This is a genomic window from Alishewanella aestuarii B11 (genome assembly GCF_000280055.1).
In the GTDB taxonomy this organism is placed as follows: domain Bacteria; phylum Pseudomonadota; class Gammaproteobacteria; order Enterobacterales; family Alteromonadaceae; genus Alishewanella; species Alishewanella aestuarii.
In genome coordinates this window covers 113,738-135,893 of sequence record NZ_ALAB01000041.1, presented here as the reverse complement: position 1 = coordinate 135,893, position 22,156 = coordinate 113,738, and the positions used below count along the sequence as shown (strand labels likewise).

The following is a 22,156-nucleotide window of genomic DNA, read 5'->3' as shown; positions in this document are numbered from 1 at the left end:
TAACTCATTGATTAATTGTATTTAAGCTGTGTTTTTTGGCGTATTTTTTCTGGCGGGCGGACGCCAGTCTAAGCCTTCAAGCAGTAGCGCTAACTCCGCTTGGGTTAAATGCACAGCACCGGATTTTGCGACAGGCCAGACGAACTGTCCCTGCTCAAGACGCTTGTAGAATAAACACAAGCCCTGACCATCCCACCACAGTAATTTCACCCGGTCACTACGCCGTCCGCGAAAGACAAACACATGACCACTGAAAGGGTCTTTTTGCAGGACGTGCTGCGCCATGGCAGCCAGGCCATCAAACCCTTTGCGCATATCGGTGAAACCCGCACACAGCCAGATACGCACATCACGCGATAACATCATCATGATAACGCTGCCACCAGTTGCGCTAACAGGGCCGGTGTCGCCTCGTGCAACATCAACTGATGACCACTTCGAAATGACACCGTGATGGCAGCTTTAGGCAAAACGGGGGCTGCTGCATTAGCCGGGCGGACGCTGACAGGTAGAAAAGCTGAAGCAGCTACAGGCGCATCCGGTTCACCTTTAGCGCGTCTGACCCACAAAGCCTGACCCGCCTCAGCTTCACGCATCCAGCGAAATACCTGGTTGGTGTTCACATCGTATTTGCGGGCTAATTCAGAAACGGACAGTGTACGCTCTTTGGATTCTCGGACAATCTGCCATTTAAACTCAGGGGAAAAGACCCGGCGCACATCGGGGTGTTTTAAAGCTGTCATTCATAAGTCTCACAGTTGGCAACAGTGAGCACTATGATGCGTGATCAGTTAGCAAATAAAAGATGTGTTCGCCGGACGCTTACATATTAACGTCGCGATTGGGCCTAAAATTAATGAGTCTAGGAACCAAACTAAACTGCTACGATTTTTGCCCTGGGCCAGTACTGTATTGATCAGCATTAACGTTCCCCAACCGACCACTGCTGCCAAGTGCCTACTGCAAACAGGCTACCGATAAGTAATACCCGAACTCACCAACCAAAAAGTCAAACTGTTTTTCGGCAACACTGGCGTTAAACGAATAGTGTCAGCACCACGCACTAGAAATATACTGCAAATCAGGATTACACCCAAATTGCTAAGTCAAAGAAGACCCCATACCCACCCTCAGCCTGTAACCGTCAATGTTTTTGGGAGTAACAGTAATGAGTACTATGTTCTAATGTACACAATACAGGGGATAACAATAACTGAAGGAGTTGAACCTTCGAGGCATGCCCCTACACCTCACCTTAGTACAACTTAACCCAGTTGACGGGAAACATTCGCCCGAATACAAACTTACCGTACTTCTTTACTCAATCAAATCTACAGTCCAGTTCAATGCTTGTATCCTTACGTCAAGCTCACGGAACTGTTTGGCATAGTCATCGGCCTGCTTCTGAACGGTCTTTACATCCACTGCAGGCATAAACTTGATTTCTAACTTTTTATAACGATCTTGGGAAACAGTGGCTTGTTTGGCGAGTTCTCTATAGAGATCTCGCAAAGAAGCCAACTGCTCTCGCTCTGCCAAGATGTCTGCCATCGTATTATTTTGGTCAAATTTCAAAACATTATTTGTTTTATTTATTTTTTTAACCAGAGCAACAAGCTCTTTCGAAGCCTGGTTTAAATCTAAAAGTAGTTCATTCGGATCTTCAGCTGGTTTCTCATCAACTTGAATCTTTGCATTCCTCAAGATCCGTTCCTTTAATTGACTTACCTTTCTCTGTAAGTCGGCTCTTATACTTAGTGCTTCTGCAAGTTTCAAATTTATCTCCTTAAGAACATAAGGCTTCAAACACCTTAGGGGCATAGCGACATCTGCGTATTTTAACTTGTGACATTCGCACGCACGGCTTGTGTTCTAGCTTCCGCGATATTTGCACTATGTTTCCTTGAAATTTAACCCCAAGCTCAGTGACACCGAAAAGTTGCTAACCTTTTCGGCATCAGATGCAGCAACTGGTTACGCCTCATTCTCGACTACCTGAACTACTGGCCCCAGGGACTCGAGTTCGCGTAGTTCATTATCATCAACGCATCGTCCGGTGACGACGAGGGATTTCAAACCCACAATCCGCGCAATGGACATCAGCATGGGCGCCGAAATATGGGCGACGTTGATTGCGATTAGTTCAATCCCGGACAGTTCGAGCAGTACTGTTGCATCCTGCTCGGAGACTGCAACATCCATTAAAGTGACCGCGAAGGTTTCCGCTTCCCAAACGAAACTACCACCAAGGCGCTCGACTTCAACTAGAATTATCTCGTTCCTGGCCTGCGCGTCTGGAGTCATCTAATCCCTTTTGAAGCAAAACGAGCCTGCAGAAAAACCTATTAAGAACACAGCATTTCCACTTCGGCCATTCTGTTTCTTATTTGTTATCAACTCTGCAGGTTTCTGGTGGGAATTTCAAGACAAGATTTATTCGGATAACTGCTAAATACCAATAGTAACAAACTGGTTATCATCATCGGGTGCTTAGCCCTGTAATATTGCTTGTAAGCTGTGTGGACCAAGCCATTGTGCACTATAAACTTCGTATTTTGCGGATTACTGATCCAGCAATAACTTTGGCGTGCTGATACACCCTTTGGATATTGTGGCCAAAGGTATCTGCCAGCCGAACAGCTTTTTCGTCAGGCGGGCTACTTGTAGCTATGCGATATTAAACAAAAAATAGAAAAAGCCAACAAAGAAAATCACGCCAACAATAACCATTACGGTAAGTGTTTTTGAGCGCTTCATGGACTGGAACAAGGCGTATTCTGTTAATAACCCGGTTGCAATAAGCGCTGTGGTTTTTAGGTTGTCTTTATCTTCGGTTTTCACTGTAAATCCTTATTTCTTCAGTCCCTACCTTAATGGCTCCACGAATCGGCACTTAGCGCGTAATTCACGACCGAGCTTTGTTCGCTGCAATTTCTTCCAATCGTTCAGCCAGCCAAACCTTGATAATTGACTGACGGGTAACGCCGATCCGATTGGCCTCTTGATCAAGTGACTCAATCATCCAGGCAGGAAAGTCTACATTCACACGCCGCTGTGCCTGATTTGGACGCTTAATTGTCGACAGATCAAGGTCATCAATAATGTCGACCGCATTATCATCAAACTTTTTATCGAATACTTTAGCTTTCATAAATTGCCACCTCCGCTTTACGCGACCGCCTGACCGAGATTATTCACGTAGGTATAGAAACTATACCTTAATGGCGAACTTTATAAATGTAAGCCAACAGATTACGTTTGCAAGTTGGAGAAAACATTTAAGGTTCTGCTAAATCCTTAGCCACTACTGTCTCTAACACCGACTGCTTAATTTCCGTAAACAATGGATAGGGATAATTGTCGATATCATTCGATGCGGTAAAAATAAATAAGCCAACTTCCGGATAGTAATCGAAGGTTGCATAGGAGTAACCGTTTGAGCCGGTGTGATTAATCCTGTTAAAGCCATGCTGTTTGTCGATAGCCCAACCATAGCCATAATAGGAACCTTTTTCAGTATTCTCGGCAATATGCGGTGTAAACATCAGCTGCCAGGAGGCTGCGGTTAAGATCTGGCCTGCCTGCATTGCCAGGTACCAGGCCTGCATATCTTGCGCGGTAGAGACAAAGCCACCAGCACCTTCGAACCAGCGCTTGCCCGGTTGTTGGCGCAGATGCTGCAACGAGTCACCAACACTGCGGCTCTTGGCTCGTAACCGAAACCCCCGTTGTAACCAGTTGGGATCAGCACCGTAATTTATCGCCAACCTGTGTTGCGGTATATCCGCCAGGCGGTAGCCGGTTGCTGTTAAACCTGCCGGTAACAGGATGTGCTGTTGAATGTAGGCTTCCCAATTCTGGCCTGATGCCATTTCAATTAGCTGCGCCAGCAAGTAATAACCCAGGTTCGAATAGTGATAGCGCTCGCCAGGGGCGGCAACTAATGGCAGCTGCAGCACCTGCCGCGTGTAACTCTCGCTATCGATAACGTCGTAAAAACTGATGCTGGGCGGGTTAGTCGGCAAGCCTGACGAGTTACTTAATAAATGATGGATGGTGATCTGTTTTTTGTCGGCAGGAACATCCGCCAGGTAGTTATCGATAGTTGCCGTAAGTGATAACTTGCCCTGCTCTACCAGCTGCATGACTGCTGTCGCGGTAAATTGCTTGGTGAGTGAGCCGATATCAAATACCGTAGTATTATCAAAGGCGCGCTGGTTTTCCCGGTCGGCCAGGCCAAAGCTTTGCTGAAAGATTAGAGTATCGGATTTAGCAATTAATACGGTGCCGGAAAACGCCGATTGCTCAAGTTTTTGCTGCCACGGCGGCAGCGGTTCGCTGGCGGATACCGCTAAGGTGGCAACTAGCGTAAATGCGCCGGCGATAATCGAGCGGAGTTTTGGCTTGGTCCCCGCGACCATCGAACGCGAGTTAGGCATTTTTTCTACCCAAAACCGACCACTGCTGCCAAGTGCCTACCGCAAACAGGCTACCAATAAACAAACATATACCCGAACTCACTAACCAAAACGTCAGGCTGTTTTCCGGGAACGTTGGCATTAAGCCAACAAAAGCGATACCTCGCAGTAAAAATATACTGCTAATCAGCGTTAGCGCTATTTTTGTCAGCGGCAAAGGTTTAATAACACCGGCACCTGATAGGCCATAAAGCGCCCATACCAGAAGTACCAGTACGATAACTGAGGTAACGATTGTCGGATACCACAGCCCTTGCTCTGCCATGCGGGCCATTTGCTCACCAGCACCAAAGAAGCGATACCAATCGCCGCCGAAAACAATGCAGCCAAGATGAGCCAGAGCGGCCAAAAAGCAACAGATTGCTGCAACGAGAAGAGGTTTATTAATGGTTGACTGCATCTTTTCTTCCTTGGATGTTAACGATACCAACACGTGCAGTTTTGTAGTGGAGGCGAAGCCGTAACGAAAAAGCTGTTGCGGTTCATGGCTTTGTTAGCATTCGCCATCTGTGAAAGAAAACTCCACCTTGTATCGTTTGAGTTGAAGATTTGGCACCATTCTCGCTGCGGAGCACGCCTTTGAATCGAAATCCGAGGCTACGAGAATACCTCTGACTGTGTTCCCTCCCTCTTCGTTGAGGATATCGCCCATGTAGCTCAGAATTTGAGCTATAGCACGCTGGCTAGCCGTTCCTGTTTTCAATTCAATCACGACTGTGACTCCATCGCGATCTCTAGCTGTTATGTCGATAAAGCCTGAATCAACAGAACGCTCAGCTCCTTCGTCGATTATTTCAAGCCCAGACTCTAACTGCCATATCGACTCCCTTAATGTTGCTTGGAGATCCCTTTCAAGGCTTATACTTTGTTTGGTAGAAGCGTAGGCAGCCGAAGGCGGAACTGTTGAGGGGGTATCGTCGTTGTCATTAGCTGTCTCAACCTGTATGGTTTCGTCAGTTCGAAATTTCTTATACCTATTGACTGCATCTCGATACGACGCAAGATTTGAATAGGGATCACCATTAAATGGAATTTTGCTTGGATTAGGTTTATTCGCCTGCCGGTCAGCAGTTGAATATCTAAGATCATCGATTACTGATTCAAGCAGATCCTTTTCGAAATGCTCATCAAGATTTCCATAATGTTCTTCCACGCGCCCGACTCTGTGCATCTGTGCCGCAATCGTATTGGACTGATACCTCTGGAGTTCTAACCAAGCTTTGTACCGCTCTTGCTGCATTATATTATCTCTCAACGAAGTGACTTCTGCCTAACGCAAAGCACACGGGGGACGACCGCATCGCGGTTGGCATCCCAGCGGCCGAAGGCCGCGAGTGATGCGCCTTGTTAGCAGTGCGTGTGCCGTCACAAATATTTAACTGGAATATTTTTTAACTAAAAAAGTAAATTTTTGATCGTTAAAATTAAATTCTGTTGGTTGGTCAAGCTCTAAGACAACCTCTGCTTCGCTTTTGTAAGCCCCACCTGCAAAATCAAAGTTAACTAGAACCTGACTATCTGTTTTTTTACTCACTACAACCGCAAAGCTCTGCACTTGCTCATTTGAAAAAGATGCACTTTTTCCTTCATCAACACGAAAAACCAGCTCGCCAGAGTATTCTGTACCGGCACTGTAAGAAGCGGAAACGTCATAGGTTTCCGCTGAAACAGCTAGACTCATGCCTAAAAAAACTGCACTGATTAGTAATTTCTTCATTTTTTACTTCCTTTTAAGGTTGGGGTTAATTGCACTGCTAACAGCTTTGTAGTTTGGAGCGCACCTGCTTTCACACAGTGTAAACGCCCCTTTTTCTCCATTTATGACTCTACGCTAGCGAATAACTAACGTTAAATCAATTGTTTTGATATCTGATGATTTCTAAGCTGGGGAAAGCGGGGCAAAACCTTGCGATTTACGAGTTTACAGTATGCTTACGATTACTGGTGGTTTGGACAGTTTGTGGCGCTATAGGCTGATCTGGAAATGTGGTTGGGGTTGGGATGGTCGCACATTTTAGTATCGCAGGACCGACTCCGGTACGCATGCATACCGGAGTCGTAGTGCGGTTTTGGTGTTGAGTTGGTGTGGGTTTTGAGATCGCATGATCGTCTCCGGTACGCATGCATACCGGAGACGGGAAGCGGAACGGCTTAGTCTGAGAGTCAGGTTTTGGAATGCAAAAAGCCGCTTTGGCAGCGGCTTTTTTGGAATTTGGAGCGAGTTACGAGGTTCGAACTCGTGACCTCGACCTTGGCAAGGTCGCGCTCTACCAGCTGAGCTAAACTCGCATTTTGAAGCTTTTATACTGCTGGTCAGTATAAAATGGTGCCCGGGGCCGGACTTGAACCGGCACGGGGTTTCCCCCGAGGGATTTTAAATCCCTTGTGTCTACCGATTTCACCACCCGGGCAAACACGCTGCTTAACCTGGCAGTCAGGGTGTTAATGGAGGCGGGTCCCGGAGTCGAACCGAGGTGGACGGATTTGCAATCCGCTGCATGGCCACTCTGCCAACCCGCCACTAAGCTTTCCGACTCTGAGAGTTGGAGCGAGTTACGAGGTTCGAACTCGTGACCTCGACCTTGGCAAGGTCGCGCTCTACCAGCTGAGCTAAACTCGCGTTGCTATGGCCATCTGCCTTAACACGAGACGCATTCTACTGTTTTATACTGAGTCGTCAATAACAAATTTTTAGTTTTATGACCGTTTGCTTAAAAAGTAGCAGCATCGGCGGTAAAAACAGCAACTTGCTTTGTTCAGCTCCCTTACCGCGGCAAAACCTGTAACAACGGCTGGCGGCAATAGCGGTAAAATGCGCCGGCCAGGCCGTTTTTTGTGTGGTTCGCTGGCGGCTAGTTGGCCGCCAAATCGGCCCAGGCGGCGCGCAGGTATTCGTACATCGACCATACCGTTAAAATCGTGGCGATATACAGTAGCGCCCAGCCGGCCGGGGTAAACCAGGCTAACAGCGGAATTTGTGGCTGCCAGATCAGGCCAATTAACGCCAGCATCTGGGCAATGGTTTTGTATTTTCCCAGATTTGATACGGCGACATTAGCACGTTTACCCAGGGCCGCCATCCATTCGCGCAGCGCCGAGACAAAGATCTCGCGGCTGATAATAATGATGGCAGGTACTACGGCCCAGAGGTTATGGATGTCAGCGGCGATCAGCACCAGTGCGGTGGCCACCATAACCTTGTCGGCGACCGGATCGAGAAAGGCGCCAAAGGGTGTAGATTGCTGCAGTTTACGCGCCAGATAGCCGTCCAGCGCATCGGTTACCGCAGCCAGGCAAAACACCAGTGCCGACCAGAACCGGGCGTGCTCTAAACCGGAATAGAAGCAAACAATAAATACCGGGATCAGCAGCAAACGAAAAAGGGTCAACAGGTTTGGAATATTCCACATCTTAGGTTCTCACAGTCGTCCTGGTTGTCATGCTACTTGTTCTGGCAGGCCTGGTAAATCTTTTCTGCCTGTTGTTTTGAAATGCCCGGCACTTTGCAAAGCTCAGCCACACTGGCTTTTAACACGCCCTGCAAGCCGCCCAGATACTGCAGCAGCGCCTGGCGGCGTTTCTCGCCAATGCCGGCAATATTTTCCAGTGGGCTTTTCAGCAGCGCCTTGCCACGTTTATTTCGATGCCCGGTTATCGCAAAGCGGTGTGCTTCGTCGCGGATCTGCTGGATCAGGTGCAGTGCCGGCGAGTCTTCCGGTAAATGAATGCTGCGGCCACTATCCCACAAAATCAGCGTTTCCAGGCCGGCTTTACGGCTTACCCCCTTGGCAACACCGATTAACAGCGGTTTTTTGGCATGCGGCCAGTTGGCAAACTGCTCCAGCGCGATATTCAGCTGGCCCTGGCCACCATCGATAAACACGATATCCGGAATTTTGGTTTCATCGGTTAGTTTGCTGTAACGCTTATCCAGCGCAAAGCGCATCGCTGCATAGTCATCACCGGCGGTAATACCGGTCACATTATAGCGGCGGTACTCCTGCTTGTAGGGGCCCTCACCGTCGAACACCACGCAGGAGGCAATAGTCGCCTGCCCCATGGTATGGCTGATATCAAAACACTCCATCCGGCCGATGGCGCTATCCAGGGCCAGCTGCTGTTGCAGCGCCTGATAACGGGCGCGCATTTTCTGCGCCAACGACTGCCGGCTATCCAGCGCGATAGCGGCATTCTTTTGTGCCAGCGCCAGATACTGGGCTTTTTCGCCGCGTTTGGCATAGGTAAAACGCACCTTATGCTCTGCCAGTTTGCTAATGGCTTCGGCCAGCGCTTCTGCGTCCGGCGTTTCCAGCGGTAGTACGATCTCTTTTGGAATTTGCTGCTCGCTGTGGCCGCTTAAATAAAACTGCAGTAAAAAAGCCGACAGTACTTCGGCGGCATCGGTATCGGCCGGCACTTTCGGGTAGTACGACTTCGACCCCAGAATTTTGCGATCCCGCACAAAGAGCACATGCACCACGGCGGTTTGCCCCTGCAGACTAAAACCGATGGCATCCAGCTCTTCATGTTCGCCGCTGACATGCTGCTGCTCCTGTACCCGGCGCAGCGCACTGATCTGATCGCGATACGCGGCCGCCGCTTCAAATTGCAGTTGTTCGCTGGCGCTGTTCATCTTCTGCACCAGATCATCAATTACCTGCTGATTCTTGCCACTTAAAAACAATGCAGCCAGCCGCACCTGTTCGCTATAGTCCTGATCGGAAATTTTCCCGACGCAGGGCGCGCTGCACAGCTTTAACTGATACTGCAAACAAGGCCGGGTGCGGGCACGGTAAAAACCGTCTTCACACTGGCGAATGGGGAAAATTTTCTGCAGGGTTTTCAGGCTGTGCCACACCGCACCGGCATTAGGATAAGGGCCAAAATACTGCCCCGCTACCTTGCGCGGGCCGCGGTGGGAGCTAATTCTCGGGTGCTTATGTGCCGACAGCAGAATATAGGGGTAAGATTTATCATCGCGCAGCAGTACGTTGTACTTCGGCAGGTATTCTTTGATCAGGTTGTTTTCCAGGATCAGCGCTTCGGTTTCGCTATGCGTCAGGGTGTATTCGACCTGGGCTATCTGGCTAACCAGGGCGCGGGTTTTAATGCTGTCGACTTCTTTGCGAAAATAACTGCTGAGGCGCTTTTTCAGATCCTTGGCTTTACCGACATAGATCACGGTGCCGGCGGCGTTTAGCATCCGATAAACGCCGGGCTGTTGCGGTACGGTCGCCAGAAAGGCTTTGGCGTCAAACATAAGGCTTAGTGGGCAATTTTGGCGATATCAATCATACCGTGGCGCAGCGCCAGGTGGGTCAGCTCCACATCGCCGCTGATCGCCAGCTTTTCAAACATCCGGTAGCGGTACGAATTCACCGTCTTGGCACTGACATTTAACTGCTCGGCGATGTCGGTCACCTTCTGGCCCTGGGTAATCATCATCATGATCTGCAATTCACGATCCGACAGGCCATCAAAAGGATTAGGCTGCTGGTTATTGACCTTGGCCAGCGCCATTTTCTGCGCCACCTCATCCGAAATATGCCGCGCCCCGGAATAGACCTTTTTAATGGCCATAATCATTTCTTTCGGCGGGGTATTTTTCGAGATAAAGCCGGCAGCACCCAGCTGCATAACTTTGGTCGGCACCGGCTCTTCGCAGGAAATCGACAAACCGATAATTTTAATATCCGGGCAATAATGCAGAATACGCTTGGTGGCGGTCATGCCGCCCATCCCCGGCATATTCATATCCATCAATACCACATCGGGTTCATGTTGCCGGCAAAATTGCAGGGCTTCTTCGCCGGTACTGGCCTCGCCTATCACCTTGATACCGCGCTCATCCATTAGTATGCGACTGATCCCAGTTCTTACCAGCTCGTGATCATCAACTAACAGCACGTTAATCAACTTGGCTCTCCGTTATACTGGCTTACCTGTTTTCGCCTTCACAACAACCACAGGCAGTTCAGGTATAGAATTATTCTGTTGCTTAGCATAGCCCAGCAGCACGTTTTTTACTAATACTTCTTAGTACAGTTCGCAGTGGACCTGATTTTGCCACAAATGCAAAAAAACAGCCAACTAAGCCAATGATTTTTCTGACAAAGGATTGGATAATTTAAAAAGATAAGCGGTGTGAGCTATGCTGAAATAGCGGATGAGCTGAAGTGGCGGAGGGAGAGAGATTCGAACTCTCGGTAGGCTACTAACCTACGCCGGTTTTCAAGACCGGTGCATTAAACCGCTCTGCCATCCCTCCGCGTTGGCCGGCATATTAAAAAGGCCGGGCTGTTTTGTAAAGCACAAATATGGCCACTTTTAACTGTTTGCCGAGATTTTCAGCAACAAGCAGGTATTTTCTGCGGTTTTTGGCCTTTGCCCTGCCAGAAAGTAAAAAACCACCGCTAGGGTGGTTTTTCAGGAATAAGTGGCGGAGGGAGAGAGATTCGAACTCTCGGTAGGCTACTAACCTACGCCGGTTTTCAAGACCGGTGCATTAAACCGCTCTGCCATCCCTCCAGCGCTGCGTATATTAATCAGATCGTTACGGAAAAGAAAGTAAAAGCATGAAAAATTTTTTAGTTGCTGTATTTTCAAGCGGCTAAGGCTGGAGATAGTGGAACTTTAACAGTATGATGCGGTCATACACATCAAACTTGGTCCAGAGGAGACAGCACTATGTCATACAGAGAAACCAGTAATATCGGCACCCTCAGTCAGGGCGTCGAAATCAACAAGGTCCTGCGCAATACTTACTTTCTGCTTGGTTTAACCCTGGCGTTCAGCGCTGTGGCAGCCGGCATTTCAATGGCAATGGGTATGCCAGCGATCGGCGCCATCGTTTGTATGATCGCCGGTATTGTTATGCTGTTTGTCGTTCACAAGAAAGCGGACAGCGCCAGCGGTATTTTCTGGGTATTTGGTTTTGCCGGTTTAATGGGTGCCTCTTTAGGCCCAATGCTGCTGACCTATGCCGGTTTACCGAATGGCCCGTCATTAATCATGCAAGCTCTGGCAGGTACAGCACTGATTTTCTTCGGTTTATCAGCCTATGCCCTGACCAGCCGTAAAGATTTTTCCTTTATGGGTGGCTTCCTGATGATTGGTTTGCTGGTAATTGTGGTTGCCGCCATTGCCAATATCTTCCTGAGCATTCCGGCGTTAAGCCTGACCATCAGCGCAGTAGCCGTGCTGGTGATGTCTGGTCTGATCCTGTTCGATACCAGCCGCATTATTCACGGCGGTGAAACCAACTATATCCGTGCCACTGTTGCCCTGTATCTGAACATCTTTAACCTGTTCGTACACCTGCTGCAGCTGTTAGGCATTTTTGGTGGCGATGACTAAGATCGCAACCTAAACTAGCCGGCAACGGTTGAGTTCGCTAAAATGCCCCGCCTGTGCGGGGCTTTTTATTGGCCCTTTCTAACTGCAGGGAATCTAACATGACCACCCGCTTTAGCTTGCTGTTACAACAAAGCCCCTTTGCTGGCCAAAGCTTCGCCAGTGCCTGCCAGTTTGCCCGCGCGGCGCTGGCCAACGGCTATCAGTTGGAGCAAGTGTTCTTATATGAAGATGCGGTGCTGGCGGTGCAACCTGGCATTGATTTGCCGGCCGATGAACCGGATCTGGCGGCGCAACTGGCCCAGCTGTGCCAGCAACAGCAGATCCCGTTGTTATATTGTGTGACCGCGGCCGAGAAGCGCGGTATTTACGCGGCAGAGCACGGCCCTTTTCTTGCCGCTGGTCTGGCAGAGTTTGCCATGCGGTTAACCGGCACTAAGGTGGTACAGTTCTGATGCAAGCGATTCTGTTAATTCAAACCGCCTCGCCGTTTAATCAGGCCAAAGCCCGGGAAGCGCTGGATCTGGCACTGGCGTTAGCCGCGGTGGAGCATCAGGTTAGTATGCTGTTTCAGGATGATGCAGTGTATCAGTTGCTGCCTCCTGCCGATAACCCCACTGATAAGCCGGCGCCGTTAAAAGCCTTTCAGAAAAGCTTTGGCTTATTTGCGCTGTACGACATTGGCCCCTGCCTGGTGTGTCAGCAATCCCTGAACAGCCGTGGTCTGGCGGAGCTTGTGCTACCAGAGGGTTTTCAGCGGGCCGATAGTGCGCAGATCCGCACCGCGATGCAACAGGCCGATCAGCTGATCCGCTGCTAACAGCGGCCTAGCGCAGCAAAGTCTGTGATGAAGCAGTAAAGCCTGTGATTAAAAAGGAGCTGTGATGAAACTGATTACCCTGACCCAACCCCGCTTCGAGTTGCAGACGCTTAGCGCCTGCTGTGCGCCGGAAGATCGGATCCTGTTACGCCAGGATGCGGTTTATCTGTGCTTGCAAGCCGATTTAACCTTGCCAGTGCCGGTATTGGCGCTGGCATCAGATGTAAACTGGCGCCAAATCACCCCGCTGGCGCAGGTGGAACTGATTGATGATGCGCGCTGGGTCGCGCTTAGCGCCCAGGCCAAACAGAATTTATTATGGAATTAAGCCGATGACACAGGCCTTTATAACGGTTGGCGAGCAGTCGCTGCCGCTGGATAAACATGGCTATTTGCAGCAGCTGTCGGACTGGACGCCAGAAGTGGCCTTAGCCTTTGCCAGGCTGGAACAGCTGAGCCTGACCGACGCGCACTGGGAAGTGATTTATTTTGTGCGGGAGTTTTATCAGCAGTTTAATACCTCACCGGCAATTCGGCTGCTGGTTAAAGCGATGGCAGAAAAACTGGGGCCAGATAAAGGCAATAGTAAGTATTTGTTTTTATTGTTTCCGGAAGGTCCGGCGAAACAGGCTACCCGGCTGGCAGGGTTGCCAAAGCCGGCAAAATGCCTTTGAGTTTTGAGTTTTGAGTTTTGAGTTTTGAGTTTTGAGTTTTGAGTTTTGAGTTTTGAGTTTTGAGTTTTGAGTTTTGAGTTTTGAAAACTGAAACGCAATTAACAGCAAGATTCAGATAATAATTGCTCTTTGCGGAGTTAGCCGCAAAGAGCAAAGACATTGAGCTTATGCTAGCTTAGTTTGGCCGCCCATATAAGGCTGTAACACCTCTGGAATGGCCACTGAGCCATCGGCTTGCTGATAGTTCTCCAGAATAGCTACCAGGGTGCGGCCTACGGCCAGGCCGGAGCCATTTAGCGTATGCAGCAACTCTGGCTTTTTGCCCTCTTCCGGCCGGAACCGCGCCTGCATCCGCCGTGCCTGGAAATCGCCCATATTCGAGCAAGAAGAGATTTCACGGTAGGCATTTTGCCCCGGTAACCAGACTTCCAGATCGTACGTCTTGCATGAGCCAAAACCCATATCGCCGGTACACAGCAGCATTACCCGGTATGGCAGGCCTAGTAACTGCAGAATTTTCTCGGCATGGCCGGTCAGCTCTTCCAGTGCCTGCATTGACAGTGCCGGATTAACCAGCTGTACCAGCTCCACTTTATCAAACTGGTGCTGGCGGATCAGACCACGGGTGTCGCGGCCATAAGAGCCGGCTTCACTGCGAAAACAAGGCGTATGCGCGGTATATTTAAACGGCAGTTCGCTGGCATCAAAGATGCTGTCGCGCGCCAGGTTAGTCACCGGTACTTCAGCGGTTGGGATCAGTGCCATGCCCTGACCCTCTTCGGTTGCAGGCTGGGTGTGGAACAGATCAGCACTGAATTTTGGCAGCTGGCCGGTGCCGTATAAGCTGGCATGGTTAACCAGATAAGGCACATAAACCTCAGTGTAACCATGCTGCTGGGTATGCACATCCAGCATAAACTGGGTTAACGCCCGGTGCAGCCGCGCCATCTGGCCCTTCATTACCACAAAACGTGAGCCGGATAACTTGACCGCACTTTCAAAATCCAGCCCCTCGGCATAGGCTTCGCCAAGCGCAACATGATCTTGCACCGGGAAATCAAACTGGCGTGGCGCGCCAACGCGGCGTACTTCCAGATTTTCGGTTTCATCTTTACCGACCGGCACGGACAGATCCGGTAAGTTAGGAATGCTTAACGCAATTTTGTCCAGCTCGGCCAGTACCGCATCCAGGCGGATCTTTGCCGCATCCAGCTGGGCGCCTAAGCCATCCACTTCGGCCAGCAAGGGGGCAATATCTTCACCGCGGGCTTTGGCCTGACCAATGGCTTTTGATTTGGTATTACGCTGATTCTGCAGCTCCTGGGTTTCTACCTGCAGCACCCGGCGCTGCTCTTCCAGGGCACTGATGGCCGCAACATCCAGCGTCATACCACGGGTTGCCAGTCGCTCAGCGGTTTGCGCCAGTTCTGCGCGTAAAAATTTCGGATCTAACATAGAATTCGCTTCAGTTCGCTAAATTAGGCCAGCAGCTTGCCGGCGGATGATCATAACAGGGCTGAATATTACTAAGCTGCCACCTAAATTGAAATGCCTAAGGCAGATTTTCTCTGTTCTGCCGGCGTTATAACCAGAGCCCTGCGCCAGATCAGCCGCAACAGCGCGCTATGATGCCGGGCGTCAGCGCTCAAACCCGGCACGGCTTTACTATAGCTATTCAGCTTTAAGATTTGGGTTCAGTACTGCGCTGTGTCGGGCTTTGCGCATCCAGCGCGCGCAAATAGCGCAGTTTTTCCGCCAGTTGCTTTTCCATGCCGCGCTCACTGGGCTGATACAACTGCTGTTGCCATAGCTCAGCTGGTAAATACCGCTCGCCGGCGGCATAGGCACCGGGTTCATCATGGGCATAACGATAACCGGCACCATGCCCCAGTTGCTGCTGCAGTGCCGTTGGCGCATTGCGCAGATGCAGTGGTACCGGATAATCCGGACGCTCTGCCACCAGCGCTTTCGCCTGGTTAAACGCCAGATAGACGGCATTACTTTTTGGCGCCAGCGCCAGATACACCAGCGCCTGGGCAATAGCGCGCTCGCCTTCGGCCGGGCCGACCCGGCTAAAGGTATCCCAGGCATTAAGTGCCAGCGTCAGCGCCCGCGGATCGGCATTGCCAATATCCTCACTGGCAATGGCCAATAAGCGCCGTGCCACATAAAGCGGATCGCCGCCCCCGGCCAGAATGCGGGCAAACCAGTACAAGGCAGCATCCGGATCCGAGCCGCGCACCGATTTATGTAACGCCGAAATCAGGTCGTAAAACAGATCGCCATCGCGGTCAAAGCCGGGTAGCTGTTGCGGCACAATTTGCTGTACCTGCGCTACCGTCAGTTCAGACTGCGGCGCAGCCAGCTCTGCCAGTTGTTCCAGTAAATTCAGTAAGCGCCGGGCATCGCCATTAGCCAAACGCAATAAAAGCTGCTCAGCCGCCGGCTCCAGCGTTAATTGCTGTGCGCCCAACCCAAGTTCCGCATCAGTCAGCGCACGCGCCAGCACCTGTTGTAAATCTGCTTCGGTCAGCGGCTTCAGCACACAAACCCGGGCACGGGATAAAATGGCGTTATTTAGCGCAAAGGCCGGATTTTCGGTAGTGGCGCCAATAAAAATAATGGTGCCATCTTCAATATGCGGTAAAAAGGCATCCTGCTGCGCTTTATTAAAGCGGTGCACCTCATCGACAAACAGCAGTGTACGTTGCTGATATTGCTGCTGGTGTAATTTGGCCTGCTGAATGCTGTCGCGAATTTCTTTAATGCCGGCGGTGACCGCCGATAAGCGCTGCATTTGCGCCTGGGCATGGCCGGCAATCAGTTCTGCCAGTGTGGTTTTGCCGGTACCTGGCGGACCCCATAAGATTAACGAATGGACACGGCCGGCCAGAATGGCTTGTTGCAACGGTGAACCTGCGGCCAGCAGATGTTGCTGGCCGACATAATCAGCAAGTTGCCGCGGTCTTAATCGGGCGGCCAATGGCCGGAAGTCGCTGCCAAACTCCAGCGGTAAGGTGGCCATTAGCGTTGCCGCTGATCATCAACGTCCAGATTAGACGTGACCTTAAAGCTGAACTGCGCATTGGCGATCTTGTTGTTCAGCCTAATATCGCTAAACAGAAACACGCTTTGCTGCTGGTTAATATCAATCACCTGCATTTCAATCAACTGATCTTCGCTAAAGGTAAGTAGCAGCTGCTGCACCGGATTATCGCTGCTTTGCGGGTGAATAAAGAAACTCTGCTGTTGTTTGGTCACGCGGTATTGCTGCCAGAGCGCCGGATCAGTCGAAGTCAGCAAGGCAAAAGGTGTTTGGCCCACTTCACTTTGTGCATCATAGATACTGACCTGCTCTAACGGCTCATTGTAGATCCACAGGGTTTTACCATCACTGACCAGTAACGATGGCTCCGGCTCAGTGCTTTCAAAGCGAAAGCGCGCGCCCTGCTGCAGCGCCAGCTGGCCTTTACCTTCCTGCAGCAGTTGCTGCTGAATATCGTAAACCTTTTGCCGGTAACTGGCGGTGTAGCTTTTAATGCGCGCCAATTGCTGCATCAGTTCGGCACTGGCATCCTCAGCACTTAACCGCTGCTGCCGTGCCGCCTGCATATGGGGGGCAAAATCAGGTCTGGGTACTACTTCTACCGTTTGTGCCCATACCGGGCTGGCCACTGTGGCGGCTGCTCCTGCCGCGGCTACCAACATTATGAACGACAATTTACGCATTGACGCCAATTTACCCATTAACCACCTCTGTTCGGAACCAAGACTTCACGGTTACCATTATGCCCCGGTGGGCTGACTAAACCGCTGTGCTCCATCTGCTCAACCAGACGGGCGGCGCGATTATAGCCGATCCGGAATTTACGTTGCACGCCTGACACTGAAGCGCGGCGTGATTCAATGACGAAGGCCACGGCCTGATCATACAGCGGATCGGCCTCACCCTCTTCCCCTTCGAGTACTTCGCCGGGTAACAAGTTCTCTTCTGTGGTTTCGCCACTTAAAATTTCTGGTAAATACTGTGGTTTGCCACGCCGTTTCCAGTCGGCAACCACCGCATGCACTTCATGGTCATCAACAAAGGCGCCATGCACCCGGGTAGGCACCCCTGAACCAGGTGGTAAATACAGCATATCGCCCTGCCCCAACAGGCTTTCTGCGCCCTGCTGATCCAGGATGGTGCGCGAGTCAATTTTCGACGATACCTGAAAGGCGATCCGGGTTGGGATATTGGCTTTAATTAAACCGGTGATCACATCAACCGATGGCCGCTGCGTCGCCAGTACCAGGTGAATACCGGCCGCCCGCGCTTTTTGCGCGATCCGCGCAATCAGCTCTTCGACTTTTTTACCGACAATCATCATCATGTCGGCAAATTCGTCGATCACCACGACGATCGCCGGTAGTTTTTCCAGATAAGGCGCGCTATCGCGCATATCATCCGATGGCTTCCACAGTGGATCTTTCAGTGGCTGGCCGTCCGCGATGGCTTCTTTGATCTTGGCGTTGTAGCCCTTCAGGTTACGCACGCCCATCGCTGACATCAGCTTGTAACGGCGCTCCATTTCCCCAACACACCAGCGCAGCGCATTGGCCGCGTCTTTCATATCGGTAACCACTTCGGTTAACAGGTGCGGAATGCCTTCGTAGATGGACAGCTCCAGCATCTTGGGGTCGATCATAATAAAGCGTACATCGTCCGGCGTAGATTTATACAGCAAACTACAAATCATGACGTTAACGCCAACCGATTTACCCGAGCCCGTAGTACCGGCGACCAGTAAGTGCGGCATCTTGGCCAGATCGGCGACCACTGATTTGCCGGCAATATCTTTGCCCAGCACCATAGTCAGCGCCGATTTGGACTCGTTAAAGACCTCATCGCCAATGACTTCGGATAAGCGCACGATTTCACGGTGCTGATTTGGCAGCTCTAAACCGATAAAGCTCTTGCCCGGGATCACTTCCACCACCCGTACGCTAATGGCCGATAACGAGCGGGCTAAATCTTTGGCCAGGCCGGTAATTTTGCTGACTTTGACGCCCGGCGCCAAATCCAGTTCAAAGCGGGTGACAACAGGCCCCGGATGGACGCCGACGACCTTGGCTTCGACATTAAAATCGAGCAGCTTAGCTTCAACCAGCCGCGATACCCGCTCTAAATCAGCCGGGTCAATCGGGTTGGTGGCTTTATCCGGCCGATCTAACAGCGCCAGTGATGGCAACTCTTCCAGCGAATGTGCGACCTCTTCGCTGTCGTCTTCTTCAACTACGACGGCTTCATCTTCCGGATAGCGCAACAGTGGGTGCAGCTCTTCCTGCTCTTCCAACTCGCGCAGGGTACGGCCGATATGCACTGATTCGTTCGGATCGTCGACGGCACTAAACGACAGCTGATCATCGGCAAGACTATCCACACTGTAGAAAGCCCGGGCTTCGGTGCGCTCATCCAGCGGCCGGATCGGTAACGGCTCTTTGCGTTTTGGCTCCGGCTCTGCCGCCGGTGGCCAGCTAAATTGCGGCTCTAAATCATCCTCATCCGCAGCAGCAGACCAGGCCGGTTCAGTGGCTTCGAGGTTGTTACGCTGGGCTTTTTTCGCTTTTGGCTGTGGCAGCTCTGCCGTTGCTGTTTCGTTAAATACCGGGTTGGCTGGCGCTTTGCCGCTAAAACGCTGCGGTAATTCCAACAAACGGGTAAACAGATAAAAACAGCCGGCGCCGAGGTAATCAGCGACGGTCAGCCAGGAGATACCGGTTAGCAGCGTCAGGCCGGTGGCAAAGGCACAGAGTAATAACAGACTGGTACCAATAAAATTAAAGTACGGCAGTAAGCTACTGCTGATCATATCGCCCAGCACACCGCCGGACGAGAAATAATAGATATCGTTGAAATTCATACTGCTGATCGCGGTTGCCGCACACAGCGTCAGGATCAGGCCAAATACCCGAGAGCCTAAAATCAGGTAATCGAGACTAAGTAAATCTTTAAAGCGTTTAAAGAGCAGATAGCCCATCAGGGCAACAAAAAACGGCAGTAAATAGGCAATCCAGCCGAAGCTGAACAGCAGCAGATCGGCCACAAAGGCACCGCCACGGCCGGCATAGTTATTGACCTGTTGTTGATAACCGGTTTGCGACCAGCTGGGATCGGCCGGGTCAAAGGAAATTAATGCTAACAGCATAAAGACGGCCAACGAGGAGAATAGGATCAGGCCGACTTCAAGCAGTCGTTGCACACCGTTTAATGAAAATAATACTTTGCTTTGCAAATGAAAGGCCTCTAATTTCATTTTTTGCTCCGCTCCTTAAAAAAACTGCGCGCAAGTCGCGCTAATAACCGCTGTGCGGAGTGCTGAGTCTGTCTTCACTGACCTGCTAAGGTTACCAGAGCAGCGCTAAAAGTGCATCTTTCTGGCATAGCAGCGGCGCAGTGGCCAGTTTAATCCGCCCAAGCTGAACGCGAGCTTATACCAAAGTAACTGATACCAAACTACCTTATACTAAAATGACTTAAGGTATCGCCACAAAGCTACTTTGCTTCACTTCTTCCATCACCACATAGGTCCGGCTTTCCCGCACACTTGGCAACCTGAGCAGGGTTTCCCCCAGCAGTTCGCGATAGGCAGCCATATTGGCTACCCGGGTTTTCAGTAAAAAGTCGAAACTGCCGGACACCAGGTGACATTCCTGAATTTCCGACAGCTTCTGTACTGCCTTGCTAAACTCGTCAAAGTCTTCCGGTGAGGTTTTGCTCAGCGTAATTTCCACGAATACCAGCAACGCAGCACCGACTTTATGCGGATCGACCTGGGCGTTGTAGCCGAGGATAAAGCCTTCGGCTTCCAGCTTGCGCACCCGCTCGAGACAGGGTGTGGGGCTCAGCCCTACCCGCCTGGCCAGCTCGACATTCGCCAAACGGCCATCCTTTTGTAATTCCACCAGAATTTTGCGGTCAATCCGATCTAACTTCTTGACACTCTTATTTAAAGAGTACATTTCAGCATAAAACTCCAAGCCAGTTTCTTAAACAGGATTTTCTGCTATTTCGGCGTTTAAAAACAAGCATTAATTCTGGTTTTATATCGCTATACTGCGCAAAAATTTTACCCAACCCAACCAAGGTGAAACCTATGATCATCGGTGTACCAAAAGAAATAAAAAACCATGAGTACCGTGTCGGCATGACGCCTGCCAGCGTCCGTGAAGTGATTGGCCACGGTCACAGCGTCTTTGTTGAACACAATGCCGGTATTGGCATCGGTTTTACCGATGAAGATTATCAGGCTGCCGGTGCCACTGTGCTGAGCACTGCCGCTGAAGTCTTCGCCAAAGCCGAGATGATTGTTAAGGTAAAAGAGCCACAAGCCGTTGAGCGCGCCATGCTGCGCGATGGCCAGATCCTGTTTACTTACCTACACTTAGCGCCGGATCCGGAGCAAACTGCCGATCTGATTAAATCAGGCGCTGTCTGTATCGCCTATGAAACTGTGACCGACAGCAAAGGCGGTTTACCGCTGTTAGCGCCAATGTCAGAAGTGGCTGGCCGGATGTCCATTCAGGCCGGAGCCCGGGCACTGGAAAAATCCTGTGGTGGTCGCGGTATGCTGTTAGGTGGCGTACCAGGCGTAGCACCAGCCAAGGTCGTGGTGATCGGTGGCGGTATGGTCGGTACTAACGCCGCGCAAATGGCGGTAGGTTTAGGTGCTGATGTTACCGTACTGGATCGCAGTGTTGATGTACTGCGTCGTATTAATGCCCAGTTTAACGGTGCCGTTAAAGCAGTGTACTCTACTGCTGATGCGCTGGAGCAGGAAGTGCTGGCGGCTGACTTAGTGATCGGTGGTGTACTGGTACCGGGCGCTGCGGCACCTAAACTGGTGACCAAAGAGCATATCAAGCGGATGAAGCCAGGTTCAGCTATTGTTGACGTGGCAATCGATCAGGGTGGCTGTGTTGAAACCTCTAAGCCAACCACGCACGCTGAACCAACCTATATCGTTGATGATGTGGTGCATTACTGCGTGGCAAACATGCCAGGTGCGGTACCACGCACTTCTACCTTCGCCCTGAATAACGCTACCCTGCCGTTTATTCTGCGCTTAGCCAACAAAGGCTATAAGCAAGCACTGCTGGATGACCAGCATCTGCTGGCCGGCCTGAACGTCTACCGTGGCAAAGTGACCAACGAGGGCGTAGCTCAGGCACTGAACCTGCCATTCGTAGCACCGGCTGCTGCGATCGCCGGCTAAGTTCAGCTTGCTTTAATTAAGGCCGGTTATCCGGCCTTTTTTTATGCCGGCGCTGCCGCTTTTCGCGAAAATCAGGCCGCCAACTGCGGTGAAAATAGCGCCAGTTGCTGTAGCCTGTGATTTCGCTAAATTATTCACCGATAAAGCTATACATTCCTGCAATACCTGTTATAGTGATGTCCGGCCTGTAGTACAGACCTATGTAACAACTTGTTTTTGAAAACTTCGCTACACAGCTTCGCTTGTAAGTCATGTCCTGAAGATTCACGCACGTTTGGCCACATAAGTAACAGTCAGGCTAACAGCGCATTTTGCGTTATTACATTTATCAAAATTTTAGGAGTCTCTCATGGCTAAAGTAACTGGTGTAGTTAAGTGGTTCAACGCTGACAAAGGTTTCGGTTTCATCACTCAAGATAACGGCGGCGCTGACGCTTTCGTTCACTTCCGTGCAATCCAAACTGAAGGCTACAAAACTCTGAACGAAGGTCAGAAAGTTGCTTTCGAAATCGAACAAGGTCAAAAAGGCCCACAAGCTGCTAACGTAACTGTTATCGGCTAATTCGATACCGAATT

General features: G+C 50.8%; 25 protein-coding genes and 6 tRNA genes. 7 read left to right on the top strand and 24 right to left on the bottom strand.

The annotated features are described in order from the left end of the window. Positions 1-21: 21 nt before the first annotated feature. The 19 genes from tnpB to AEST_RS16000 all read right to left on the bottom strand — a co-directional run bounded on the left by tnpB (position 22) and on the right by AEST_RS16000 (position 11,006). A complete protein-coding gene (gene tnpB, locus AEST_RS16085) occupies positions 22-369 on the bottom strand; it encodes an IS66 family insertion sequence element accessory protein TnpB (RefSeq protein WP_008606915.1) in 348 nt (115 codons plus the stop codon). Then, positions 366-743, bottom strand: a complete 378-nt coding sequence (gene tnpA, locus AEST_RS16080) for an IS66-like element accessory protein TnpA (protein ID WP_008606916.1) — start codon at positions 741-743, stop codon at positions 366-368. The genes tnpB and tnpA overlap by 4 nt, the downstream gene beginning before the upstream one ends. Positions 744-1,317: 574 nt before the next feature. Further along, a complete protein-coding gene (locus AEST_RS16075) occupies positions 1,318-1,776 on the bottom strand; it encodes a DIP1984 family protein (protein ID WP_039925688.1) in 459 nt (152 codons plus the stop codon). A 198-nt stretch (positions 1,777-1,974) separates the two neighbouring features. Beyond that, positions 1,975-2,304, bottom strand: coding sequence for a hypothetical protein (locus AEST_RS16070; protein WP_008949357.1), 330 nt, complete (start codon positions 2,302-2,304; stop codon positions 1,975-1,977). A gap of 363 nt (positions 2,305-2,667) precedes the next feature. After that, complete coding sequence (locus AEST_RS17285; RefSeq protein WP_008610320.1) at positions 2,668-2,841, bottom strand: hypothetical protein; 174 nt, start codon at positions 2,839-2,841, stop codon at positions 2,668-2,670. A gap of 64 nt (positions 2,842-2,905) precedes the next feature. Next, complete coding sequence (gene brnA, locus AEST_RS16065) at positions 2,906-3,151, bottom strand: type II toxin-antitoxin system BrnA family antitoxin (RefSeq protein WP_008610319.1); 246 nt, start codon at positions 3,149-3,151, stop codon at positions 2,906-2,908. Between the two features lie 127 nt (positions 3,152-3,278). Beyond that, a complete protein-coding gene (locus AEST_RS16060) occupies positions 3,279-4,439 on the bottom strand; it encodes a serine hydrolase domain-containing protein (protein WP_039925680.1) in 1,161 nt (386 codons plus the stop codon). Continuing rightward, positions 4,432-4,878 (bottom strand): hypothetical protein, encoded by a 447-nt coding sequence (locus AEST_RS16055; protein WP_008610317.1) that lies wholly within the window; start codon positions 4,876-4,878, stop codon positions 4,432-4,434. Before AEST_RS16055 ends, AEST_RS16060 begins: the two co-directional genes overlap by 8 nt. 93 nt (positions 4,879-4,971) lie before the next feature. Then, positions 4,972-5,718 carry an endonuclease NucS domain-containing protein gene (locus AEST_RS16050; protein WP_008610316.1) on the bottom strand — a complete coding sequence of 249 codons (747 nt, stop codon included), beginning with the start codon at positions 5,716-5,718 and terminating at the stop codon, positions 4,972-4,974. Between the two features lie 135 nt (positions 5,719-5,853). Next, a complete protein-coding gene (locus AEST_RS16045; RefSeq protein ID WP_008610314.1) occupies positions 5,854-6,195 on the bottom strand; it encodes a hypothetical protein in 342 nt (113 codons plus the stop codon). 496 nt (positions 6,196-6,691) lie between these two features. Further along, positions 6,692-6,767, bottom strand: a tRNA-Gly gene (locus tag AEST_RS16040). A 35-nt stretch (positions 6,768-6,802) separates the two neighbouring features. After that, a tRNA-Leu gene (locus AEST_RS16035) sits at positions 6,803-6,889 on the bottom strand. A gap of 35 nt (positions 6,890-6,924) precedes the next feature. Further along, positions 6,925-6,998, bottom strand: a tRNA-Cys gene (locus tag AEST_RS16030). Positions 6,999-7,022: 24 nt separating this feature from the next. Further along, positions 7,023-7,098, bottom strand: a tRNA-Gly gene (locus AEST_RS16025). 232 nt (positions 7,099-7,330) lie between these two features. Next, complete coding sequence (pgsA, locus tag AEST_RS16020) at positions 7,331-7,888, bottom strand: CDP-diacylglycerol--glycerol-3-phosphate 3-phosphatidyltransferase (RefSeq protein ID WP_008610312.1); 558 nt, start codon at positions 7,886-7,888, stop codon at positions 7,331-7,333. Positions 7,889-7,920: 32 nt separating this feature from the next. Then, entirely contained in the window at positions 7,921-9,738 is a 1,818-nt protein-coding gene (uvrC, locus tag AEST_RS16015; RefSeq protein WP_008610311.1) for an excinuclease ABC subunit UvrC, read from the bottom strand. A gap of 5 nt (positions 9,739-9,743) precedes the next feature. After that, positions 9,744-10,394 carry a UvrY/SirA/GacA family response regulator transcription factor gene (uvrY, locus tag AEST_RS16010; protein WP_008610310.1) on the bottom strand — a complete coding sequence of 217 codons (651 nt, stop codon included), beginning with the start codon at positions 10,392-10,394 and terminating at the stop codon, positions 9,744-9,746. Positions 10,395-10,655: 261 nt separating this feature from the next. Continuing rightward, positions 10,656-10,746, bottom strand: a tRNA-Ser gene (locus AEST_RS16005). Between the two features lie 169 nt (positions 10,747-10,915). Then, positions 10,916-11,006, bottom strand: a tRNA-Ser gene (locus AEST_RS16000). A 159-nt stretch (positions 11,007-11,165) separates the two neighbouring features. On the opposite strand from AEST_RS16000, the gene AEST_RS15995 reads away from it, so the two are divergent. From AEST_RS15995 to AEST_RS15975, 5 genes are all read left to right on the top strand, one after another. After that, complete coding sequence (locus AEST_RS15995) at positions 11,166-11,834, top strand: Bax inhibitor-1/YccA family protein (RefSeq protein ID WP_008610308.1); 669 nt, start codon at positions 11,166-11,168, stop codon at positions 11,832-11,834. Positions 11,835-11,932: 98 nt separating this feature from the next. Next, entirely contained in the window at positions 11,933-12,286 is a 354-nt protein-coding gene (locus AEST_RS15990; protein WP_008610304.1) for a DsrE/DsrF/TusD sulfur relay family protein, read from the top strand. Next, positions 12,286-12,651: a sulfurtransferase complex subunit TusC gene (gene tusC / locus AEST_RS15985; protein WP_008610303.1), complete on the top strand. Its 366-nt coding sequence runs from the start codon at positions 12,286-12,288 to the stop codon at positions 12,649-12,651. Before AEST_RS15990 ends, tusC begins: the two co-directional genes overlap by 1 nt. A gap of 64 nt (positions 12,652-12,715) precedes the next feature. Then, positions 12,716-12,979: a DsrH/TusB family sulfur metabolism protein gene (locus AEST_RS15980; RefSeq protein ID WP_008610302.1), complete on the top strand. Its 264-nt coding sequence runs from the start codon at positions 12,716-12,718 to the stop codon at positions 12,977-12,979. A 4-nt stretch (positions 12,980-12,983) separates the two neighbouring features. Next, positions 12,984-13,325, top strand: a complete 342-nt coding sequence (locus AEST_RS15975) for a TusE/DsrC/DsvC family sulfur relay protein (RefSeq protein WP_008610301.1) — start codon at positions 12,984-12,986, stop codon at positions 13,323-13,325. Between the two features lie 165 nt (positions 13,326-13,490). Here AEST_RS15975 and serS read toward each other — a convergent pair whose 3' ends face one another. From serS to lrp, 5 genes are all read right to left on the bottom strand, one after another. Then, positions 13,491-14,780, bottom strand: coding sequence for a serine--tRNA ligase (gene serS, locus AEST_RS15970; protein ID WP_008610300.1), 1,290 nt, complete (start codon positions 14,778-14,780; stop codon positions 13,491-13,493). A gap of 226 nt (positions 14,781-15,006) precedes the next feature. Next, positions 15,007-16,350, bottom strand: a complete 1,344-nt coding sequence (locus AEST_RS15965) for a replication-associated recombination protein A (protein ID WP_008610296.1) — start codon at positions 16,348-16,350, stop codon at positions 15,007-15,009. Then, positions 16,350-17,072: an outer membrane lipoprotein periplasmic chaperone LolA gene (lolA, locus tag AEST_RS15960; RefSeq protein ID WP_008610293.1), complete on the bottom strand. Its 723-nt coding sequence runs from the start codon at positions 17,070-17,072 to the stop codon at positions 16,350-16,352. The genes AEST_RS15965 and lolA overlap by 1 nt, the downstream gene beginning before the upstream one ends. Then, positions 17,072-19,621, bottom strand: coding sequence for a DNA translocase FtsK (locus tag AEST_RS15955; protein WP_008610291.1), 2,550 nt, complete (start codon positions 19,619-19,621; stop codon positions 17,072-17,074). Before AEST_RS15955 ends, lolA begins: the two co-directional genes overlap by 1 nt. A 220-nt stretch (positions 19,622-19,841) precedes the next feature. Beyond that, positions 19,842-20,327 carry a leucine-responsive transcriptional regulator Lrp gene (lrp, locus tag AEST_RS15950; RefSeq protein WP_008610290.1) on the bottom strand — a complete coding sequence of 162 codons (486 nt, stop codon included), beginning with the start codon at positions 20,325-20,327 and terminating at the stop codon, positions 19,842-19,844. A gap of 134 nt (positions 20,328-20,461) precedes the next feature. Between lrp and ald the strand changes: the two genes are divergently transcribed. Together ald and cspE are read left to right on the top strand one after the other, a co-directional pair. Next, positions 20,462-21,580: an alanine dehydrogenase gene (ald, locus tag AEST_RS15945; RefSeq protein WP_008610289.1), complete on the top strand. Its 1,119-nt coding sequence runs from the start codon at positions 20,462-20,464 to the stop codon at positions 21,578-21,580. Positions 21,581-21,929: 349 nt separating this feature from the next. After that, positions 21,930-22,142, top strand: coding sequence for a transcription antiterminator/RNA stability regulator CspE (gene cspE / locus AEST_RS15940; protein ID WP_008949373.1), 213 nt, complete (start codon positions 21,930-21,932; stop codon positions 22,140-22,142). Positions 22,143-22,156 lie beyond the last annotated feature (14 nt).

What these genes read in the sequence shown, in the direction of transcription:
- ald (WP_008610289.1), top strand. Translation starts at nt 20,462, where the DNA reads ATGATCATCGGTGTACCAAAAGAAATAAAAAACCATGAGTACCGTGTC.
- AEST_RS15975 (WP_008610301.1), top strand. Translation starts at nt 12,984, where the DNA reads ATGACACAGGCCTTTATAACGGTTGGCGAGCAGTCGCTGCCGCTGGAT.
- tnpA (WP_008606916.1), bottom strand. Translation starts at nt 743, where the DNA reads ATGACAGCTTTAAAACACCCCGATGTGCGCCGGGTCTTTTCCCCTGAG.
- tnpB (WP_008606915.1), bottom strand. Translation starts at nt 369, where the DNA reads ATGATGATGTTATCGCGTGATGTGCGTATCTGGCTGTGTGCGGGTTTC.
- AEST_RS16070 (WP_008949357.1), bottom strand. Translation starts at nt 2,304, where the DNA reads ATGACTCCAGACGCGCAGGCCAGGAACGAGATAATTCTAGTTGAAGTC.
- lolA (WP_008610293.1), bottom strand. Translation starts at nt 17,072, where the DNA reads ATGGGTAAATTGGCGTCAATGCGTAAATTGTCGTTCATAATGTTGGTA.
- AEST_RS15995 (WP_008610308.1), top strand. Translation starts at nt 11,166, where the DNA reads ATGTCATACAGAGAAACCAGTAATATCGGCACCCTCAGTCAGGGCGTC.
- cspE (WP_008949373.1), top strand. Translation starts at nt 21,930, where the DNA reads ATGGCTAAAGTAACTGGTGTAGTTAAGTGGTTCAACGCTGACAAAGGT.
- AEST_RS15990 (WP_008610304.1), top strand. Translation starts at nt 11,933, where the DNA reads ATGACCACCCGCTTTAGCTTGCTGTTACAACAAAGCCCCTTTGCTGGC.
- brnA (WP_008610319.1), bottom strand. Translation starts at nt 3,151, where the DNA reads ATGAAAGCTAAAGTATTCGATAAAAAGTTTGATGATAATGCGGTCGAC.
- serS (WP_008610300.1), bottom strand. Translation starts at nt 14,780, where the DNA reads ATGTTAGATCCGAAATTTTTACGCGCAGAACTGGCGCAAACCGCTGAG.
- AEST_RS16055 (WP_008610317.1), bottom strand. Translation starts at nt 4,878, where the DNA reads ATGCAGTCAACCATTAATAAACCTCTTCTCGTTGCAGCAATCTGTTGC.
- lrp (WP_008610290.1), bottom strand. Translation starts at nt 20,327, where the DNA reads ATGTACTCTTTAAATAAGAGTGTCAAGAAGTTAGATCGGATTGACCGC.
- AEST_RS15955 (WP_008610291.1), bottom strand. Translation starts at nt 19,621, where the DNA reads ATGAAATTAGAGGCCTTTCATTTGCAAAGCAAAGTATTATTTTCATTA.
- AEST_RS16050 (WP_008610316.1), bottom strand. Translation starts at nt 5,718, where the DNA reads ATGCAGCAAGAGCGGTACAAAGCTTGGTTAGAACTCCAGAGGTATCAG.
- pgsA (WP_008610312.1), bottom strand. Translation starts at nt 7,888, where the DNA reads ATGTGGAATATTCCAAACCTGTTGACCCTTTTTCGTTTGCTGCTGATC.
- AEST_RS15980 (WP_008610302.1), top strand. Translation starts at nt 12,716, where the DNA reads ATGAAACTGATTACCCTGACCCAACCCCGCTTCGAGTTGCAGACGCTT.
- tusC (WP_008610303.1), top strand. Translation starts at nt 12,286, where the DNA reads ATGCAAGCGATTCTGTTAATTCAAACCGCCTCGCCGTTTAATCAGGCC.
- uvrC (WP_008610311.1), bottom strand. Translation starts at nt 9,738, where the DNA reads ATGTTTGACGCCAAAGCCTTTCTGGCGACCGTACCGCAACAGCCCGGC.
- AEST_RS16045 (WP_008610314.1), bottom strand. Translation starts at nt 6,195, where the DNA reads ATGAAGAAATTACTAATCAGTGCAGTTTTTTTAGGCATGAGTCTAGCT.
- AEST_RS15965 (WP_008610296.1), bottom strand. Translation starts at nt 16,350, where the DNA reads ATGGCCACCTTACCGCTGGAGTTTGGCAGCGACTTCCGGCCATTGGCC.
- AEST_RS16060 (WP_039925680.1), bottom strand. Translation starts at nt 4,439, where the DNA reads ATGCCTAACTCGCGTTCGATGGTCGCGGGGACCAAGCCAAAACTCCGC.